This window comes from Pseudomonas sp. S3_A03 (assembly GCF_054668275.1).
The window spans coordinates 2,681,484-2,695,875 of the sequence record NZ_CP162753.1; the positions used below are offsets into that span (position 1 = coordinate 2,681,484).

At 60.6% G+C, this 14,392-nt stretch carries 16 protein-coding genes and 3 pseudogenes; 14 read left to right on the forward strand and 5 right to left on the reverse strand.

Going from position 1 to position 14,392, the window contains the following annotated elements:
- The first annotated feature begins 5 nt into the window (after window positions 1-5).
- From AB4O25_RS12130 to AB4O25_RS12150, 5 genes and pseudogenes are all read left to right on the forward strand, one after another.
- On the forward strand, window positions 6-515 hold the full coding sequence (locus AB4O25_RS12130; protein WP_017529092.1) for a hypothetical protein: 510 nt from the start codon (window positions 6-8) through the stop codon (window positions 513-515).
- Between the two features lie 4 nt (window positions 516-519).
- Window positions 520-693, forward strand: a pseudogene (locus tag AB4O25_RS12135) (HNH endonuclease); the annotation flags it as partial.
- Window positions 694-764: 71 nt separating this feature from the next.
- A complete protein-coding gene (locus AB4O25_RS12140) occupies window positions 765-1,412 on the forward strand; it encodes an HAD-IB family hydrolase (protein WP_460150967.1) in 648 nt (215 codons plus the stop codon).
- 115 nt (window positions 1,413-1,527) lie between these two features.
- Window positions 1,528-2,475, forward strand: a complete 948-nt coding sequence (locus AB4O25_RS12145) for a hypothetical protein (RefSeq protein WP_065876718.1) — start codon at window positions 1,528-1,530, stop codon at window positions 2,473-2,475.
- Between the two features lie 106 nt (window positions 2,476-2,581).
- Window positions 2,582-2,869: a helix-turn-helix domain-containing protein gene (locus AB4O25_RS12150; RefSeq protein WP_017529095.1), complete on the forward strand. Its 288-nt coding sequence runs from the start codon at window positions 2,582-2,584 to the stop codon at window positions 2,867-2,869.
- Between the two features lie 83 nt (window positions 2,870-2,952).
- On the opposite strand, the gene AB4O25_RS12155 is transcribed toward AB4O25_RS12150, so the two are convergent.
- Together AB4O25_RS12155 and AB4O25_RS12160 are read right to left on the reverse strand one after the other, a co-directional pair.
- Window positions 2,953-3,714: a hypothetical protein gene (locus AB4O25_RS12155; protein ID WP_244265371.1), complete on the reverse strand. Its 762-nt coding sequence runs from the start codon at window positions 3,712-3,714 to the stop codon at window positions 2,953-2,955.
- A gap of 107 nt (window positions 3,715-3,821) precedes the next feature.
- The gene (locus AB4O25_RS12160) at window positions 3,822-4,868 is read right to left on the reverse strand and encodes an MBL fold metallo-hydrolase (RefSeq protein WP_460150893.1); all 1,047 of its coding nucleotides are present in this window, start codon (window positions 4,866-4,868) and stop codon (window positions 3,822-3,824) included.
- Window positions 4,869-4,990: 122 nt separating this feature from the next.
- Here AB4O25_RS12160 and AB4O25_RS12165 point away from each other — a divergent pair, with 122 nt between their 5' ends.
- The 5 genes and pseudogenes from AB4O25_RS12165 (at window position 4,991) to AB4O25_RS12185 (ending at window position 9,042) form a co-directional block, all read left to right on the forward strand.
- A complete protein-coding gene (locus tag AB4O25_RS12165; protein ID WP_017529098.1) occupies window positions 4,991-5,617 on the forward strand; it encodes a TetR/AcrR family transcriptional regulator in 627 nt (208 codons plus the stop codon).
- A gap of 187 nt (window positions 5,618-5,804) precedes the next feature.
- On the forward strand, window positions 5,805-6,863 hold the full coding sequence (locus tag AB4O25_RS12170) for a diguanylate cyclase (protein WP_017529099.1): 1,059 nt from the start codon (window positions 5,805-5,807) through the stop codon (window positions 6,861-6,863).
- A 348-nt stretch (window positions 6,864-7,211) separates the two neighbouring features.
- Window positions 7,212-7,841: pseudogene (locus AB4O25_RS12175) on the forward strand (PAS domain-containing protein); the annotation flags it as partial.
- 165 nt (window positions 7,842-8,006) lie between these two features.
- Window positions 8,007-8,468, forward strand: a pseudogene (locus tag AB4O25_RS12180) (methyl-accepting chemotaxis protein); the annotation flags it as partial.
- 55 nt (window positions 8,469-8,523) lie between these two features.
- Window positions 8,524-9,042: a DUF1003 domain-containing protein gene (locus tag AB4O25_RS12185; protein WP_017529101.1), complete on the forward strand. Its 519-nt coding sequence runs from the start codon at window positions 8,524-8,526 to the stop codon at window positions 9,040-9,042.
- A 31-nt stretch (window positions 9,043-9,073) separates the two neighbouring features.
- Here the strand turns inward: AB4O25_RS12185 and AB4O25_RS12190 are convergent, their stop codons facing one another.
- Window positions 9,074-9,955, reverse strand: coding sequence for a LysR family transcriptional regulator (locus AB4O25_RS12190; protein ID WP_267864440.1), 882 nt, complete (start codon window positions 9,953-9,955; stop codon window positions 9,074-9,076).
- A gap of 81 nt (window positions 9,956-10,036) precedes the next feature.
- On the opposite strand from AB4O25_RS12190, the gene AB4O25_RS12195 reads away from it, so the two are divergent.
- The gene (locus AB4O25_RS12195; protein WP_460150894.1) at window positions 10,037-10,738 is read left to right on the forward strand and encodes a CTP synthase C-terminal region-related (seleno)protein; all 702 of its coding nucleotides are present in this window, start codon (window positions 10,037-10,039) and stop codon (window positions 10,736-10,738) included.
- The gene (locus AB4O25_RS12200) at window positions 10,735-11,055 is read left to right on the forward strand and encodes an antibiotic biosynthesis monooxygenase family protein (protein ID WP_017529104.1); all 321 of its coding nucleotides are present in this window, start codon (window positions 10,735-10,737) and stop codon (window positions 11,053-11,055) included. Before AB4O25_RS12195 ends, AB4O25_RS12200 begins: the two co-directional genes overlap by 4 nt.
- A gap of 47 nt (window positions 11,056-11,102) precedes the next feature.
- Here AB4O25_RS12200 and AB4O25_RS12205 read toward each other — a convergent pair whose 3' ends face one another.
- Window positions 11,103-11,426, reverse strand: a complete 324-nt coding sequence (locus AB4O25_RS12205; protein ID WP_017529105.1) for a DUF2025 family protein — start codon at window positions 11,424-11,426, stop codon at window positions 11,103-11,105.
- Between the two features lie 233 nt (window positions 11,427-11,659).
- On the opposite strand from AB4O25_RS12205, the gene AB4O25_RS12210 reads away from it, so the two are divergent.
- Together AB4O25_RS12210 and AB4O25_RS12215 are read left to right on the forward strand one after the other, a co-directional pair.
- The gene (locus AB4O25_RS12210; protein ID WP_116079190.1) at window positions 11,660-12,787 is read left to right on the forward strand and encodes a glycerophosphodiester phosphodiesterase family protein; all 1,128 of its coding nucleotides are present in this window, start codon (window positions 11,660-11,662) and stop codon (window positions 12,785-12,787) included.
- Complete coding sequence (locus AB4O25_RS12215) at window positions 12,788-13,453, forward strand: helix-turn-helix domain-containing protein (RefSeq protein WP_017529107.1); 666 nt, start codon at window positions 12,788-12,790, stop codon at window positions 13,451-13,453.
- On the opposite strand, the gene AB4O25_RS12220 is transcribed toward AB4O25_RS12215, so the two are convergent.
- The gene (locus AB4O25_RS12220) at window positions 13,445-14,308 is read right to left on the reverse strand and encodes a sterol desaturase family protein (RefSeq protein ID WP_017529108.1); all 864 of its coding nucleotides are present in this window, start codon (window positions 14,306-14,308) and stop codon (window positions 13,445-13,447) included. The genes AB4O25_RS12215 and AB4O25_RS12220 overlap by 9 nt on opposite strands.
- Between the last annotated feature and the right edge of the window lie 84 nt (window positions 14,309-14,392).

Here is a 14,392-nt window from a genome sequence, read left to right on the forward strand (position 1 = left end):
AGCACATGGAAATGCTCTACGCCACCCTAATCATAATCGCGTCAATCGGACTGGCTACCTGGATGTTTCTCGGTGGGTTTGTCTTCAGAAAACCGTTCGTTCTCTGCGTCATGGGTTTTGTCCTGGCCCTCGCCGGCGGATACCTTTCCTACAGTTTGCAAGAAGCCGCCGATAACGCCGAAGTCGCTAAGTACTTTAGCGACCTTAAGCTGGCCGCCGCACTTGTCAGCTACACCATCGCAGCTGCCGGCGGAAGTTTGATTGCAAGCGGCATCCTATTGAAAGCCCAGCATCTAGCCAAAGCGGACAAACACTCTGCAAAGGCTGCCGTGAGGCTGGTTTACAACCACATCGCGATGATCCAACAGCATGCGCAGCGGCTATTGGATAACCCCACGAAGCTATCGATAGCACAGCGGAGAGAACAGCTTGACGACCTGCGCTGTCGGTTGTGCGTGCAACAAACTGCGTTGGACAAGGCCCTTGAACGGCTGGAACAAATGGACTACCCATAAACGTTTGCCATTCCTCGAAGTACATCACGTCAAGCACCTGGCCCAGAAGGGTTCGGATCGCATCACCAATGCTGTAGCCTTGTGCCCCAATTGCCATCAGCGTCGTCACCGGTCGAGTGATCGGGAGGCTTTCACCGAAGGGCTTTACGCCAAAATCGGAAGATTGGCACGGGAGTAGACTCCTGCTGTCACAGCTGATGCACGTTCAAAACTATTAGATAGGACCGAGGCCAACCCGTGAACCCAGACATGCTCGAAGCCGGCCCCGTTGATGCCAAAGTACTTTCCGTCTTTGACTTCGACGGCACCCTCACCCACCACGACAGTTTTGTGCCCTTCCTCAAGTTTGCCTTTGGCCCCGGCGAGTTTTATGGCCGGATGGTCAAGCTGGCGGTGCCGGGGCTGCGCTTTTTGGTGCGGCAGATCAGCCGGGATGAGTTGAAGGCGCAGTTGATCCGCACCTTTATGACGGGGGTGGAGAAGACGTGGGTGCAGCAGAAGGCCGAGGAGTATTGCCAGCGCAATTGGGCGCGGTTGATGCGCCCGGCGGGGGTGTTGTCGGTGGAGCAGGAGTTGGGCTCGGGGGCGGTGGTGACGCTGTGTTCGGCGTCGCCGGCGTTGGTGTTGCAGCCGTTTGCCGATCGGCTTGGCATCCGCTTGATCGGCACTGAGCTTGAAGTGGTGGATGGGGTGTTGACCGGCAAGCTCACCGGGAATAATTGCCGCTGTGAGGACAAGGTGCTGCGGCTCGAAGCGGTGTATGGCGACCTGGGGGAGTACCGGCTCAGGGCCTGGGGCGATACGCGCGGGGACCGGGAGTTGCTGGCGGCGGCGCAGGACGCGCATTTTCGGCATTTTCATGCGAAGAAGAAAAAGCGGGCTCGGTTGCAGCGCTAATGCGGTGGAGGGTTGGCGGGTAGCCTCGCCGGGGGCCGTAAGCCTGTACATTCGATCGCTGCAATGACCGATATCTGCGTAATATCCAGCGAAACTTCTCCCGGACCCAAGCCCCATGAAATTCGATACGGCCTACAGCCTGAGCCTCGATGACAAGCTGTCGATCTACGACGTCCGAGAGCTGAATTTCGATGAAACCGCAGCCTACGACTCCGAACAGGATAGCTTCCTCTGCCCCAACGACGCCTGCCGTGGGGCGTTCGATACGGGCAATGCACTGGGCACCTTCAACGCGAAAAACGTCAATTATGTGCGCACGCCGCATTTCAAGAACAAAACCAGCACCCGGCATATCGAAGGCTGCCGCTATGCCAGTACGCACAAGGCCGCTGCGGGTGAAAATGACGACGAGCGCGAGGACAACTTCCCGTCGGAATGGGTGCTGACGCGGCGTCAGTACCCACGCAAACCCGCACCCGCCGGTACCGAAGGAAGCCTCCCACAAGCCCACACAAAGGTGCCGTCACCTCAAGCAACCCCATCCCACGGCGCCAGCGACCATACCCCGGATAAAACCAGCGTATTCGCCCACCCGGTGGAATGCTACGTGTCCAATATCGACGACAAGGATACGCTCAAGCGCATGCCGCTGAAGATCGGTGATCACACGGCGACCTATTGGGCTTTTTTCAAGAAAATCGAATACCTGCAAGACAACAAGGGCTTGATCTACTGGGGCAAGATCAAAGCGATCAAGGATTACACCAGCAGCTTTCGCATCGACTTCGAAAAGAAGGTATGGCACGACAAGAAGCCGTATTCGGTGAACGTCTACCTGAGCAAAAAACTCATCGACAACTACCGCAAGCGCACCGCATTCCTGGAGCAGATCAAAGCCGCTGCGAGCAGTGAGCGGTCGCTGTATTGCTTCTTTTATGGAGTGACGCCCGAGCTGAAACAGGTGCCGAGCAAGAAGAACCCCGAGCAGACGTTCGGGGTGTTCAGCGCGAATATCGAGAACCTGGACCACCTGATTATTCGGGAGGCGCCGAGGGTCGAATAGAGGGAGGCTGAAAAGCCATCAAAAAAATCCAGTTGATGAGCGGTCGAAACAACTGTACAAAAACACAGTATAGTTTGCCCTCCCCGTCGAACCCTGGAGAAACCCGATGTCCTCTCTGGCAATGAGCTCTTTTGTAGAACAGCAGATCGTCCTGCACCAATTCACCGCCAAACATAGCGCACAGGCCCGGCTCATGCTGGGCTGGAGCCGCGAAGACCTGGCCCGTCACGCGGGCGTCGCGGTCGAATCGGTTCAACAGTTTGAAGGCCTGGGCGAGGTGGATGACAAAACCCGTCTGGCCCTGGCGTTTCGGCTGGAAGCAGAAGGGCTGGTATTTTTTCCAGGGTTTGCGCCGGGGTGGGGAATGAGGGCCGACGCCAGGTGCGCAGGCTAAACCCCCCAGGTTTGACGCCTACTTTGGCGGGGTTCGCTCCACGGCGTTGGAACACCGCGGGCACAATGATGGAGCCATTGGTTTCAGTGCCCAGGGTCAGGCGTGGGGTTGTTCAAACGCACGCTGCGATACCCCTGCACCACCACGGCCAGTGATTCCCTCGACCATCGCGCACCGTAGAACCACACCGTAGTGCCGCCCTCGAGTGGCTCGCCAAACCGTGGATACCCAGCCCAACACGCCTCATGGAACGCGGCACTCTGGCTGTCGGATACCAGGGCATCCAGCCGATACTCGTTCACCAGTTCGTCGATTTCATTGTGGGTGTGCAGGTTGAACTGGAGGCTTGCGTCAACCCGTCGTGCCGGTACCGGAACCAGCTTTACCCCGGCCCGACACAGGGTTTCCAGCGCCCGCGTGAAGGGCGGCCGGTGTGCGATAGACGTTTGATCAGGGCCACTCCCGTAGCAGTCGGCAAACCCTATGCGTTTGCCGGACAACCCGTAGACGGTCGTAAACGTGCAATTGTCTTGCACCGGCGGCACCGCCACCATGACTGGCTCCCTTGGGTCGACACCGCTCAAGGCGATCAGCGACAACGAGGGATCCCGCATGGGCTTTATGGGAAGTGCCGGTGCGTCATAACCCGGGATCGGGACGCGGCTGTCGGCATGCACCTGAGGCAAGGGAACACCACCAAACGCAATGCTGGGCGGGCTCGCGGGTTCGACGGCGGAATGGCAGGTTGCCGTCGCCAGGCCGGTGGATTCCGTGAGCGCGGGCCCCCACGCTCCGACCTGACAACCCATGCCCGGCCACCCATATTTCTTACACTTGCCTTCCATCAGATCTGCCCCCTGAACACTCATTTTCGGGGGATCATCGCACCCTTCATGGGCACGTGTCGCAGTCCTGAAACAGCTTGAAAACTCCTTTTTCCGATCCCCCCTCATCAGCTCACGAGGGGCTGTTGCGCATCCTGAGTTTCCACCTCCAACCACCATGCATACCCACGCTCAGGGTGATTCAAACTGAACGCGCGCCCCATCGGCGGCGTGGTAATCGACACATTGCGCTCCCACGCCAGCGCCATGATGCGGTCGAACGGTTCGTGCCAGGCATGGAAAGCCAGGTCGAAGGTGCCGTTGTGAATCGGCAGCAGCCAACGCCCTTTGAGGTCGATGTGCGCCTGCAGGGTTTGCTCCGGCTGCATGTGCACGTGTGGCCAGTCGACGTTGTAGGCACCGGTTTCCATCAGCGTCAGGTCAAATGGGCCGTACTGTTCGCCGATCCGCTTGAAGCCGTCGAAGTAACCGGTGTCACCGCTGAAAAAGATCCGCCGCGCGCCGTCGATCATCACCCAGGAACACCACAGCGTCTGGTTGGCATCAAACAGCCCGCGCCCGGAAAAATGCTGCGCCGGCGTCGCCACGAAACGAATGCCCTGCACCTCGGTGCCCTGCCACCAATCCAGCTGGCGCACCTTGTCGGCCGCCACGCCCCACTTGACCAGAAGGTCACCCACGCCCAGCGGCGCAAGAAAATAACGGGTCTTGGCGGCCAGTTGGATGACAGCCTTGCGGTCAAGATGATCGTAGTGGTTGTGGGAAAGAATCACCGCTTCCAGCTCAGGCAGCTCATCCAGACTGATCGGTGGCTGGTGAAAGCGCTTGGGGCCGGCCCAACTGAATGGCGAGGCGCGTTCGGCGAATACCGGGTCGGTCACCCAGAACTTACCGCGCATCTTGAGTAATACGGTGGAATGCCCAAGGCGAAACACGCTGTGATCGGGTGCTGCCAGCAATTGGTCGCGGGACAACGGTTGCACCGGAATCACCCCTACCGGCCGCGTGGTACGCGGTTTGTTGAACAGCATGTTCCAAAAGATACGCAAGGTTTTACCGAAGCCACCGTGCGGCACAGGGGGGGCGTTACTGAAATGCGATTTGCCCTGCACGGCGGTGGAGGAAGGGTCGATGCGGGGTGAGACGGTGGCCATTGCAGAGTGACTCCTACGTTCGCAGCTAAACTACACTGCACAGTGTAGTTTCAAGATTGCAACAAAACCGTTAGCAAGTAAACTACCGAGTGTAATTTTACTTCAAGAGCCGAACGCCACCCATGACTGCCCCTCAGCGCCTCACCGACCGTAAACGCCAAGCCATCGTGGCAGCGGCCATCGCCGAGTTTCGCGAGAACGGTTTCGAGGTCACCAGCATGGACAAAATCGCCGCCACCGCCGGGGTTTCCAAACGCACCGTGTACAACCACTTCCCCAGCAAGGAAGAGTTGTTCGCCGAAATCCTGCACCAACTCTGGGCCAGCAGCGTCGCGCAACTCGATGTCAGCTACGCCAGCGAACGCCCGCTGCGCGAACAATTGCGCGGGTTGCTGGAGGCCAAGATGAAGATGATGTCGGATGCCAATTTCCTCGACCTGGCCCGCGTCGCCATCGCTGCGACCATTCATTCGCCGGACCGCGCGCAAGACATGGTCAACCGCCTGAGCCAGCGCGAAGAAGGTTTCACCCAATGGGTACGTGCCGCCCAGGAAGATGGCCGCCTCTGCTGCACCGACCCGGCGTTTGCCGCCCACCAGATCCAAAGCCTGCTCAAAGCCTTCGCTTTCTGGCCCCAGATCACCCTCGGCCAACCCATCCTCGACACTGCCAGCCAGGCCAATGTCATCGAGTCGGCCATCGACCTGTTCCTGGCCGGCTACGAAGTCACTGCCCCGCGCCGCCCATAAAAGGTGTTGCAGGCGCGACATTCCAGGTCGTTTTTGACGCTTTCGCCCTCTGCTCTGCGCAAATGGCCTGGAAGGACACTGATTATTCCCCTGCGAGTCCCCACAATATTCACCGCGCTTATCCGATCAACGGTTAATCCACCGAGCGTGCATCGCCGTGCAGGTCAAGCAGCTGAACCGGGAATCTATGGAAAACAGACAAGGCAAAGGGCTTTCGTTTGCCAGACGCATCTACAGGCCAAGGATCATCGGCGCGGCCATGTGCAGCATCGGCGTGATTGCAGCCCTGTATCCGTTGGCCATGCCTGGCTGGGTCTGGGCATTACTGCTGTTCAATGGCGTGGTCTGGCCTCACCTGGCGTATCAGTGGGCGGCCCATTCCAAGGTTCCCTATGACGGCGAACAGCGCAACCTGGTGTATGACGCCTTGTTCAGTGGGTTCTGGGTCGCGACGCTGCAGTTCACACCGTTAACCAGCGTCACCCTGCTGTCGATGGTGTCCATGAACAACGTGGCCGCCGGCGGCAAACGCCTGTTGATTCGCGGCGCACTGGCCCAACTGTTCGGCGCCGGGGTGGCCGTGCTGCTGTTTGGCTTGCACTTCAACCCCAGCGTCGGTTTGGTGCAAGTTTATGCCTGCCTGCCGATGCTGACCCTCTACCCGATGGCCATCGGCATGGTCTGCTATCAATTGGCGATCAACCTGTCGGCACACAAACGCACCCTCAGCGCGTTAAGCCGCATCGACAGCCTCACCGGCCTGCTCAATCACGGCTCATGGAAAGACCTGCTGCACCTCACGTTCCACAAGTGCCGGCAGCAACAAAGCCACGCCACCATCGCGCTGATCGATATCGACCACTTCAAGCAGATCAACGATACCCACGGCCATATCGTCGGCGACGCCGTGCTGCGCCAACTGAGCCTGGAGCTCCGGCGCAACCTGGGGAATAACGACTTGGCGGGACGTTATGGCGGCGATGAATTCTGTGTGATTCTTCCGCAGATGCATCAGGAGGAAGCGGCGCGAATCATGGAGCGCATGCGCGAAAAATTCAGCAACTACCGTCCCGCGCATATCCCCGAACTGCGCGTGAGCCTGAGCATCGGCCTGGCAGATTTCCATCCTTCCTTCACCGACGCCGCGATGTGGCTGAATGCGGCGGACCGGGCGCTGTATGCCGCCAAGGACACCGGGCGCAACCGGGTCAACCTCAGTGAGAAAAAGGTCGCTCACTGCAGTTGAAAGGCCTTACGCACCTCGTCTGATTCTCCCGTCAGGCCGGCTGAGCGATAGCACAATGCTACCACTGGTCGCCTACCCAAAAAAGGTCCTGCCCCTGGGGCGAACTTCTTGTCACGCTGACCACTCTGAGCCCCTTGTTCCCCCCGCTGTCAGAAACAGGACACTGACAATGAGCAGGTCAACCGTAAGGCAGAATGCCTTACGGGGACAGGCGCACATTCATGGATACCTCACGTCTGCCTGTACGAGCCCCCGAACATGTTATTCAACGCCCATAAAAAAACCATCAGCCTCTTGCACCACACCCTCGCGCAACAGGCCAGCCTGCTGAACGCCATCGAGTGCTCCATGGCGGTGATCGAATTCGACCTGCAGGGCCATGTGTTGCGGGCCAATGACAATTTCCTCAAAACCATGGGCTACCGCGCCGAGCAGATCGTGGGCCAGCCCCACCGTCTGTTGTGTCCCCCCGCGTTCGCCCGTAGCGCCGAGTACCAGCAGTTGTGGTCGAACCTGCGCAGCGGCCAATTTCAGGCCGGTACGTACGAACGCGTGGGCGACAAGGGGCAGTCGGTGTGGCTGGAGGCAAGCTACAACCCGGTACGTGATGAGGCAGGCCAAGTGATCAAGGTGGTCAAGTACGCCATGGACGTCACACACCGCCTGCAGGCCGAGAGCGAAGCCAATGCCAAATTGGCGGCTATCGGCCGGGCAATGGCGGTGATCGAATTCAACCTCGACGGCACCATCATCACGGCCAATGCGAACTTCCTGCAGCGCATGGGCTACAGCCTGGCGCAGATCCAGGGCCAGCATCATCGCCTGTTCTGCCCGGCGCAACTGGCCAACAGTGCGGCCTACAAAGAATTCTGGAAACGTTTGAACCAGGGCGAACTGTTCAGCGGCCAGTTCGAACGCGTGGACAAAAACGGCCAGACCGTCTGGCTCGAAGCCAACTACAACCCGGTGTATGACGCCAGCGGCCAGCTGTGCAAAGTGGTCAAGTTCGCCTCGGACGTGACCGCGAGCGTGCAACAACACGCGGCCGATGCGGCCAGCGCGGCCCAGGCGTATCACATTTCCCTGAGTACCCGGGACATCGCCGAAAAAGGCGCCGAGGTGATCCAGCAAAGCGCCAACGGCATGCGCGACATCGCCGCCGACATCGACGACTCTTCGCACCTGATCGCCAAGCTGGGCGAGCGTTCGCAGCAGATCACCACCATCGTCAATACCATTCGCGGCATCGCCGAGCAGACCAACCTGCTGGCCCTCAACGCAGCCATCGAAGCAGCCCGCGCGGGTGAGCAAGGCCGCGGATTTGCCGTGGTGGCCGACGAAGTCCGGCAATTGGCGGCACGCACCAGTGGCTCAACGGCGGAAATTTCCAGCATGATCGCGATGATCCAGGACGAAACCCGCCAGGCCATCGAGAGCATGGACGGCACCCGCGACCGCGCCGCTCAAGCCGTGGACCTGGCCAACCGAGCCGGCACGGTCATCCTGCGAGATCCGCGAGGGCACCAGCGAGGCGGTGCAGGCGGTGAGTGCGTTTGCCAACGAGCGCGCCGGGCGCTAAGCAGGCTACGGGTTATTCATGCGTAAGACAGGTCGCCAGGGCTATAGTCACCCCCTGTCTTAACGATGACCCGAGCCCGCCATGCACTCAGAAAAGCCCGACACAGCCCCCGTCGACCACCTGCGCTTCCATCGTGCCCACGCGCACTTGGCGCCCACCTTTGGCAACGACACCTTTGCGCTCAAGGCTGAAGCGTTCGCGCGCTTCTTTGGCACGCCGACCTTCCTCGGCGCGCAAACCGCCATCGTGGTGCTGTGGGTGGCATTGAACGCCACCGGCATCACCCACTTCGACGTGTACCCGTTCATCCTGCTCAACCTGGCCTTCAGCCTGCAGTCAGCCTATGCCGCACCGCTGATTCTGCTGGCCCAGACCCGGCAAGCCGCACGGGATAAAGCCCAGTCAGACGCCGACGCGCAACACCGCGAAGCCCTGGCCATCGCCAATACCGAACGCCAGGCCCAGGCCGCGCAGACCACCAGACAACTGCTGGAACTGCTCGAACAAAACACCCGGCTGACAGAAATGACCAAGCAACTGACGGAACACATCGAAACCCTGACGTGTGAAATGCATGAGCACTTTGTGAGAAAAACCTGAAGCCAAGGTCGGTGCAGTTCGCCCCAAACGTTCATTTATTCAAGCGCACGTGCCGTCCCAGCTCGTCAAACAACGTCACCACCGAGCGTAACGCCCGGCAGTCGGGGCGCGTGAGCAACCACAGCGCAGTGTCGTGCCCTGCCAATGCCGGCCCCAGCGGTTGCAGGGCGTCATCCAATAAAAAGTCGGGCAACGCCGCCACGCCGAGCCCGGCCTTCACCAGTTCGGTGACCGACAACATGCTGTTGCAACGATAGCTGGGGCGCACGCCTGGCAGGTGTTCGCGGCGCCAGGCGACGGTGGGGTGGTCGGGCAGGAAATCATCCGGTGCGATCCAGGCCAACTCGGCCAACTCCCGACCGGCATGGCACCGGGCATAGTCGGCATTGGCACACACGACGTACGACACAGTACCGAGGCAGCGCCCTACAAGATGCTCCGGTGGCGTCCTGGTCAAGCGTAGGGCGATATCCGCATCACGACGGCTGAGGTTGGCGAAATCATTGGAGGTGCTCAACTCCAGAGTGAGCGCGGGATACTGCGGCATAAACTGCGCCAGCGCAGGCAGCAGCAGGCCTTGCAGTACCGAGTCGGTACATGTCAGGCGCACCGTGCCGCTGATCACTTCGCCGCCCTGCTCCACACCAATGCGCGCGGCCTCCAACGCCTGCTCGGCGCGCTCGGCCTGCTGCGCCAGGGTGCTGGCCAGGCTGGTCGGCAAGTAACCCGCGCGGCTTTTTTCAAACAGCGTCTGGCCCAGCGCCGCCTCCAGGCGCCGCACCGCGCGGAACACCGTGGACACATCCACGCGCAGCAACGCCGCCGCGCGTGCCAGGCTGCCGCCGCGCACCAGGGCGAGGATCAGCGACAGGTCGGTATAATCGATTGAATAGTGCGTGGCCGCATTGAGCATATGGGTAAACGCCAATATTGATTGCGTGAGCGCCAATCTATAGTGCACCCCAGCCCCACCACAAGCCATGGAACGCCTACGATGACAACCCGCCCTCTGAGCCTTGCCCTGATCGGTGACTACAACCCTGAGGTGATCGCCCACCAGGCCATCCCCCTGGCGCTGCAACAGGCTGCCGCCAACTTGGGCGTGACAGTTAACGCCCACTGGCTCGACACCGATACGCTCACGCACTCCCTGCACGACTTCGACGGTTTCTGGTGCGTGCCCGCCAGCCCCTATCGCGACACCGAAGCCGCACTGCGCGCGATCCGTTTTGCCCGCGAACAACGGCGACCGTTCCTCGGCACCTGCGGCGGTTTTCAACATGCGGTGCTGGAATATGCCCGCAACGTACTGGGCTGGGCCGACGCCGAACATGGTGAACTGGCTCCGGATGCCAAGCGCGCGGTGATCACGCCCCTGAGCTGCGCCTTGGTGGAAGCGCGCGACACCATACGCTTGGCGCCTTACACACGCATCGCCGAGGCCTACGACACGCTTGAGGTTGAGGAAGGCTACCGCTGTCGCTATGGCATCAACCCTGATTTTGCCGCGGCGTTGCTCGCACGTGACTTGATAGCCAGCGGCCACGATTCGGCAGGCGACCTGCGCGCCATCGAGTCGCTGGACCATCCGTTCTTCGTCGCCACCCTGTTCCAACCCGAACGCGCGGCGCTCGAGGGTCGCACACCACCCTTGGCGCTGGCCTTGCTCAAGGCTTGCCAGGCGCAAACGGCATGATCGCCAAGACGCCCGCCCCGCCCTACTACGCAGTGATTTTCAGCTCACTGCGCACCGACGGTGACCACGGTTACGTTGAGGCGGCCGGCCGCATGCTGGAACTGGCGCGGGAACAACCAGGCTTCCTCGGGGTGGAATCGGCACGAGAAGATGGGCTGGGGATTACCGTGTCGTACTGGAGCAGCAAAGCCGCGATCCTGGCCTGGAAGCAGCAGGCCGAGCACCGCGCCGTGCGTGAGAGAGGACGCTCCACCTGGTACGCGGCGTTTCATACGCGGGTGTGCAAGGTGGAACGAGACTATGGATTCGCGCATTGAAAGGCAGTCGATAACACACTGCAAAACCCTGCGGGCAACGCGCAAACCTAGCTCACAAGACTGCGCAACGCGCTGATCTGCGGGATCTCTACCCGGCGCATGTACACACGCAGCGGCTCGGTGATGTTGATGCGGTCGTCGATGTTCTGGTCCAGCAGCAACCGGATGCGCTCGCGCGACAGGGTCATGGTTTGCCCGGGGGCCGGCAACCAGACGAATTCGGCGGTGGGGATGATGCCGTCGTCGGCAACGTCCATGCCGAAGGAGTCTTCGCTGAAACGCACGATGTATTGGCCGGTCTTGCGGTTAAGGCCCACAAACCCGTTAAGTTGGTCGGCGGCCTGGCAGATAAGCTCGGAGGTGATGCGCATGGTAAACCTCACTGAAAAGTCCTATATGGACTGGAAAGATGGTTTACACGCGTGGCGGAAAGTACTGCCCTCTGACGGGGCGGCTGCGAACAAGAGTACTGCAATGCCTGGCAAAAAAAACCGAAAAAATTGGCGCGGGCGCACGTTAATGTCGGTTTGGTGATAGCGCCTTTCGCAATCAATTGTTAAAAAGGAGGCCATCTCAAAGCTACCTCCACGAAAGGACTTCGCATATGCCTGTCACGTTTACCAAGAGCGCCTTGCTGCTGGCCCTGATGCTCGGCCTTGGCCAGGCGCAGGCTGCCGACCCGATCAGCCCGGCTGAATTGGCAACTAACGAAGGCATCCCGTACCCCGCCGTGATCGCCCACCGTGGCGCCTCGTACGACGCGCCTGAATCCACCGCCGCAGCCTACAAGGTCGCGCGTGACCTGGGCGCCGACTATCTGGAGCTGGACTTGCAGCGCAGCAAGGACGGCGTGCTGTTCGCCCTGCACGACAACAACCTGCAGCGCACCACCGACGTGGCCACCAAGTTCCCTGAGCGCAAAGACGCGCCGGCCAACGAATTCACCTGGAAAGAGCTGCAAACCCTCGACGCCGGCAGCTGGTTCAACGCGGCTTACCCGGACCGCGCACGCCCCGGTTTCGTCGGCCTGAAGATCCTGAGCCTGGACGACATCATCAAGATCGCCGAAGGCAACCCGCAGCACAAACCCGGCCTGTACATCGAAACCAAAGAGCCCAAGCAATTTCCTGGAATCGAAGCCGACCTGAAAAACAAACTGCTGGATAAAGGCTGGTTGAGTTCCGCCGGTTCCAAGCTGGGCAAGAGCAACACCGGCGTCGGCCAGGGCAAGGGCCGCGTGGTGCTGCAAACCTTCGAAACCGCCAGCCTCAAAGAGCTGCAAAAAGAAATGCCCAACACCCCGAAAATCCTGCTGTTGTGGGTCGGTGAAGGCAGCATCGAACCCAAATCCAAGCAGACCTTCGCCGAGTCCGGCGAACCCACCAAGGCCGCCTACTACGCCAAACAAGAGCCGAAGGACGCCGCCGAGTTCGAAAAATGGGTCGACGAAGCCAAGAGCCTCGGCGCCATCGGCACCGGCCCGTCGGCCGAGCTGACCGATCATGGCGACCAGAGCTACACCGACCTGGTCAAGCCTGAAATGAACCAGCTGACCCACGACAAAGGCCTGCTGGTGCATGTGTACACCGTGGATGAGCCGGTGGACTTCGAAAAAGTCATGAAGGCCGGCGTCGATGGCATCTTCACCAACCGCGCCGCCGAACTGCTGAAGTTCTACAAGCGCTGGCCGTCATCGAGCGTGCAGGATTTGCTCAACGACTATAAATACTGAGTGACGGCCCCATGGTCAGGCCGCCTGTGGCTGGGGCGCGACTACGGCTTGATCCTCGGCGAGCTGGGGCGTACCGCGCCCCATGCGCACTACGCCCATCAGTTGATGTTCTGCCCCGGCGGCGCCATCACGGTCCGCCTCAATGGCCAGATCACCGTGGCCCAGCGCTTGTTTATCCCTTCGCGAAAAACCCATGCCATTCTCGACAGCGAGGGTGAGGTGCGGGTGCTGTACGCCGAACCCGCCGTATTTGATACCGCCCCTTTGCAACAGCTGTTGACCGGCGCCGACCTGTCACTGGACGCCCTGCACCAACTGCCCCGGCGCAGCCTCGGTGATCCACGCCTGGAGCGCGCCCTCGACACCTTGGACCAACAGCTCGGCGGCAAGGTGTCGGCCCAGGCTTTGGCCGAGGTGGCACATTTGTCACTGAGCCAGTTGGAACGCCTGTTCACCCATCAGTTGGGTTTGCCGGTGCGCCGCCTGGTGGTGTGGCGACGATTGCGCGTCGCCCTGGGATTGGCGCTCGCCGGTAGTACGTTGACCGAGGCTGCCCATGCCGCAGGCTTTGCCGATTCGGCGCACTTCTCGCGGACCATGAAGCAGTTGTTCGGCGTAACGGCCGCCGCATCGCTGCGCCAACTGAACGTGCAATTTCTAGCGTAACTCTTCCGGCAGCGGCGGCTCCTTGCGCACGCAAACGGGCAGGAACGGATCACGCAACTGCGCCCCATAGGCCACTGGAAAATCCGGGCGACTGCCAATGCCCAGATCCCCCGGCCCCATGCGATAGCGGTCGCGATAAAACGCCGTGCCCAGCAGCCAGTCCCAGAGGTTGAAAAACAGGCCGAAATTGACATCCCCGGCGCGGCCGTACTTCATGTGATGAAACCGATGCACGGGTGCCCAGGCGAACACCCAGCGCAGCGGCCCCAGGCGCATATCCACATTGGAATGCTGCAGCAACAGTTGAACGGCAATAGCCAGGGCCAACAGCTGCGCCACCTCCAGCGGGATGCCCAGCAGGATCAGCGGCAGCAAGCCGGCAGTCGCTTCCAGCATCTGGTGTAACGGGTGCTTCATCAAACCGTTGAACCCGTAGAGCCGCTGCACGCTGTGGTGCACCGCATGCAAACGCCACAGCGGCGCGATGCGGTGGCTGGCGTAATGCATCAAGGTAATGCCTGCGTCGGCGAGTACGATGGCCATCAGCAGTTGCTCCCACAACGGCCAACCACGCGGCCAGATGCTTTCGAACGCCAACAGCGCAGTCAGCCCCGGCAGCATCAGCAGGCCCACGGCATTCAGGCTTTCGTTGACCAACGCGTGGAGCGTATCGCGCCGCCGGTCCCCCAGGCTGCGATTCCACTGCGGCTCATAGGGCAACCACTGCTCCATGAAAAATGACACCCCTACCGCCGTGGCAAACACCAGCACCAGCCCATTTGGCTGCGCGATGGCCCAACCGATAAATCCCGTCATAAACGCCGGTGCATAGATCCAGCTCATTAACCGTTTCATCCGAGTCTCCTTCCAAGTGAGCCCCAGCATGAAAGTGTCGGCGGCGGGCGGATTGAACAAACTGCGCAACCACTTGACATAATT

Excerpts from the sequence above, each read along its gene's own strand:
- AB4O25_RS12165 (WP_017529098.1), top strand. The coding sequence starts at position 4,991 with ATGACTGCCCCTCAGCGCCTCACCGACCGTAAACGCCAAGCCATCGTG.
- AB4O25_RS12200 (WP_017529104.1), top strand. The coding sequence starts at position 10,735 with ATGATCGCCAAGACGCCCGCCCCGCCCTACTACGCAGTGATTTTCAGC.
- AB4O25_RS12205 (WP_017529105.1), bottom strand. The coding sequence starts at position 11,426 with ATGCGCATCACCTCCGAGCTTATCTGCCAGGCCGCCGACCAACTTAAC.
- AB4O25_RS12155 (WP_244265371.1), bottom strand. The coding sequence starts at position 3,714 with ATGGAAGGCAAGTGTAAGAAATATGGGTGGCCGGGCATGGGTTGTCAG.
- AB4O25_RS12185 (WP_017529101.1), top strand. The coding sequence starts at position 8,524 with ATGCACTCAGAAAAGCCCGACACAGCCCCCGTCGACCACCTGCGCTTC.
- AB4O25_RS12195 (WP_460150894.1), top strand. The coding sequence starts at position 10,037 with ATGACAACCCGCCCTCTGAGCCTTGCCCTGATCGGTGACTACAACCCT.
- AB4O25_RS12210 (WP_116079190.1), top strand. The coding sequence starts at position 11,660 with ATGCCTGTCACGTTTACCAAGAGCGCCTTGCTGCTGGCCCTGATGCTC.
- AB4O25_RS12170 (WP_017529099.1), top strand. The coding sequence starts at position 5,805 with ATGGAAAACAGACAAGGCAAAGGGCTTTCGTTTGCCAGACGCATCTAC.
- AB4O25_RS12140 (WP_460150967.1), top strand. The coding sequence starts at position 765 with ATGCTCGAAGCCGGCCCCGTTGATGCCAAAGTACTTTCCGTCTTTGAC.
- AB4O25_RS12150 (WP_017529095.1), top strand. The coding sequence starts at position 2,582 with ATGTCCTCTCTGGCAATGAGCTCTTTTGTAGAACAGCAGATCGTCCTG.
- AB4O25_RS12190 (WP_267864440.1), bottom strand. The coding sequence starts at position 9,955 with ATGCTCAATGCGGCCACGCACTATTCAATCGATTATACCGACCTGTCG.
- AB4O25_RS12220 (WP_017529108.1), bottom strand. The coding sequence starts at position 14,308 with ATGAAACGGTTAATGAGCTGGATCTATGCACCGGCGTTTATGACGGGA.
- AB4O25_RS12130 (WP_017529092.1), top strand. The coding sequence starts at position 6 with ATGGAAATGCTCTACGCCACCCTAATCATAATCGCGTCAATCGGACTG.
- AB4O25_RS12145 (WP_065876718.1), top strand. The coding sequence starts at position 1,528 with ATGAAATTCGATACGGCCTACAGCCTGAGCCTCGATGACAAGCTGTCG.
- AB4O25_RS12160 (WP_460150893.1), bottom strand. The coding sequence starts at position 4,868 with ATGGCCACCGTCTCACCCCGCATCGACCCTTCCTCCACCGCCGTGCAG.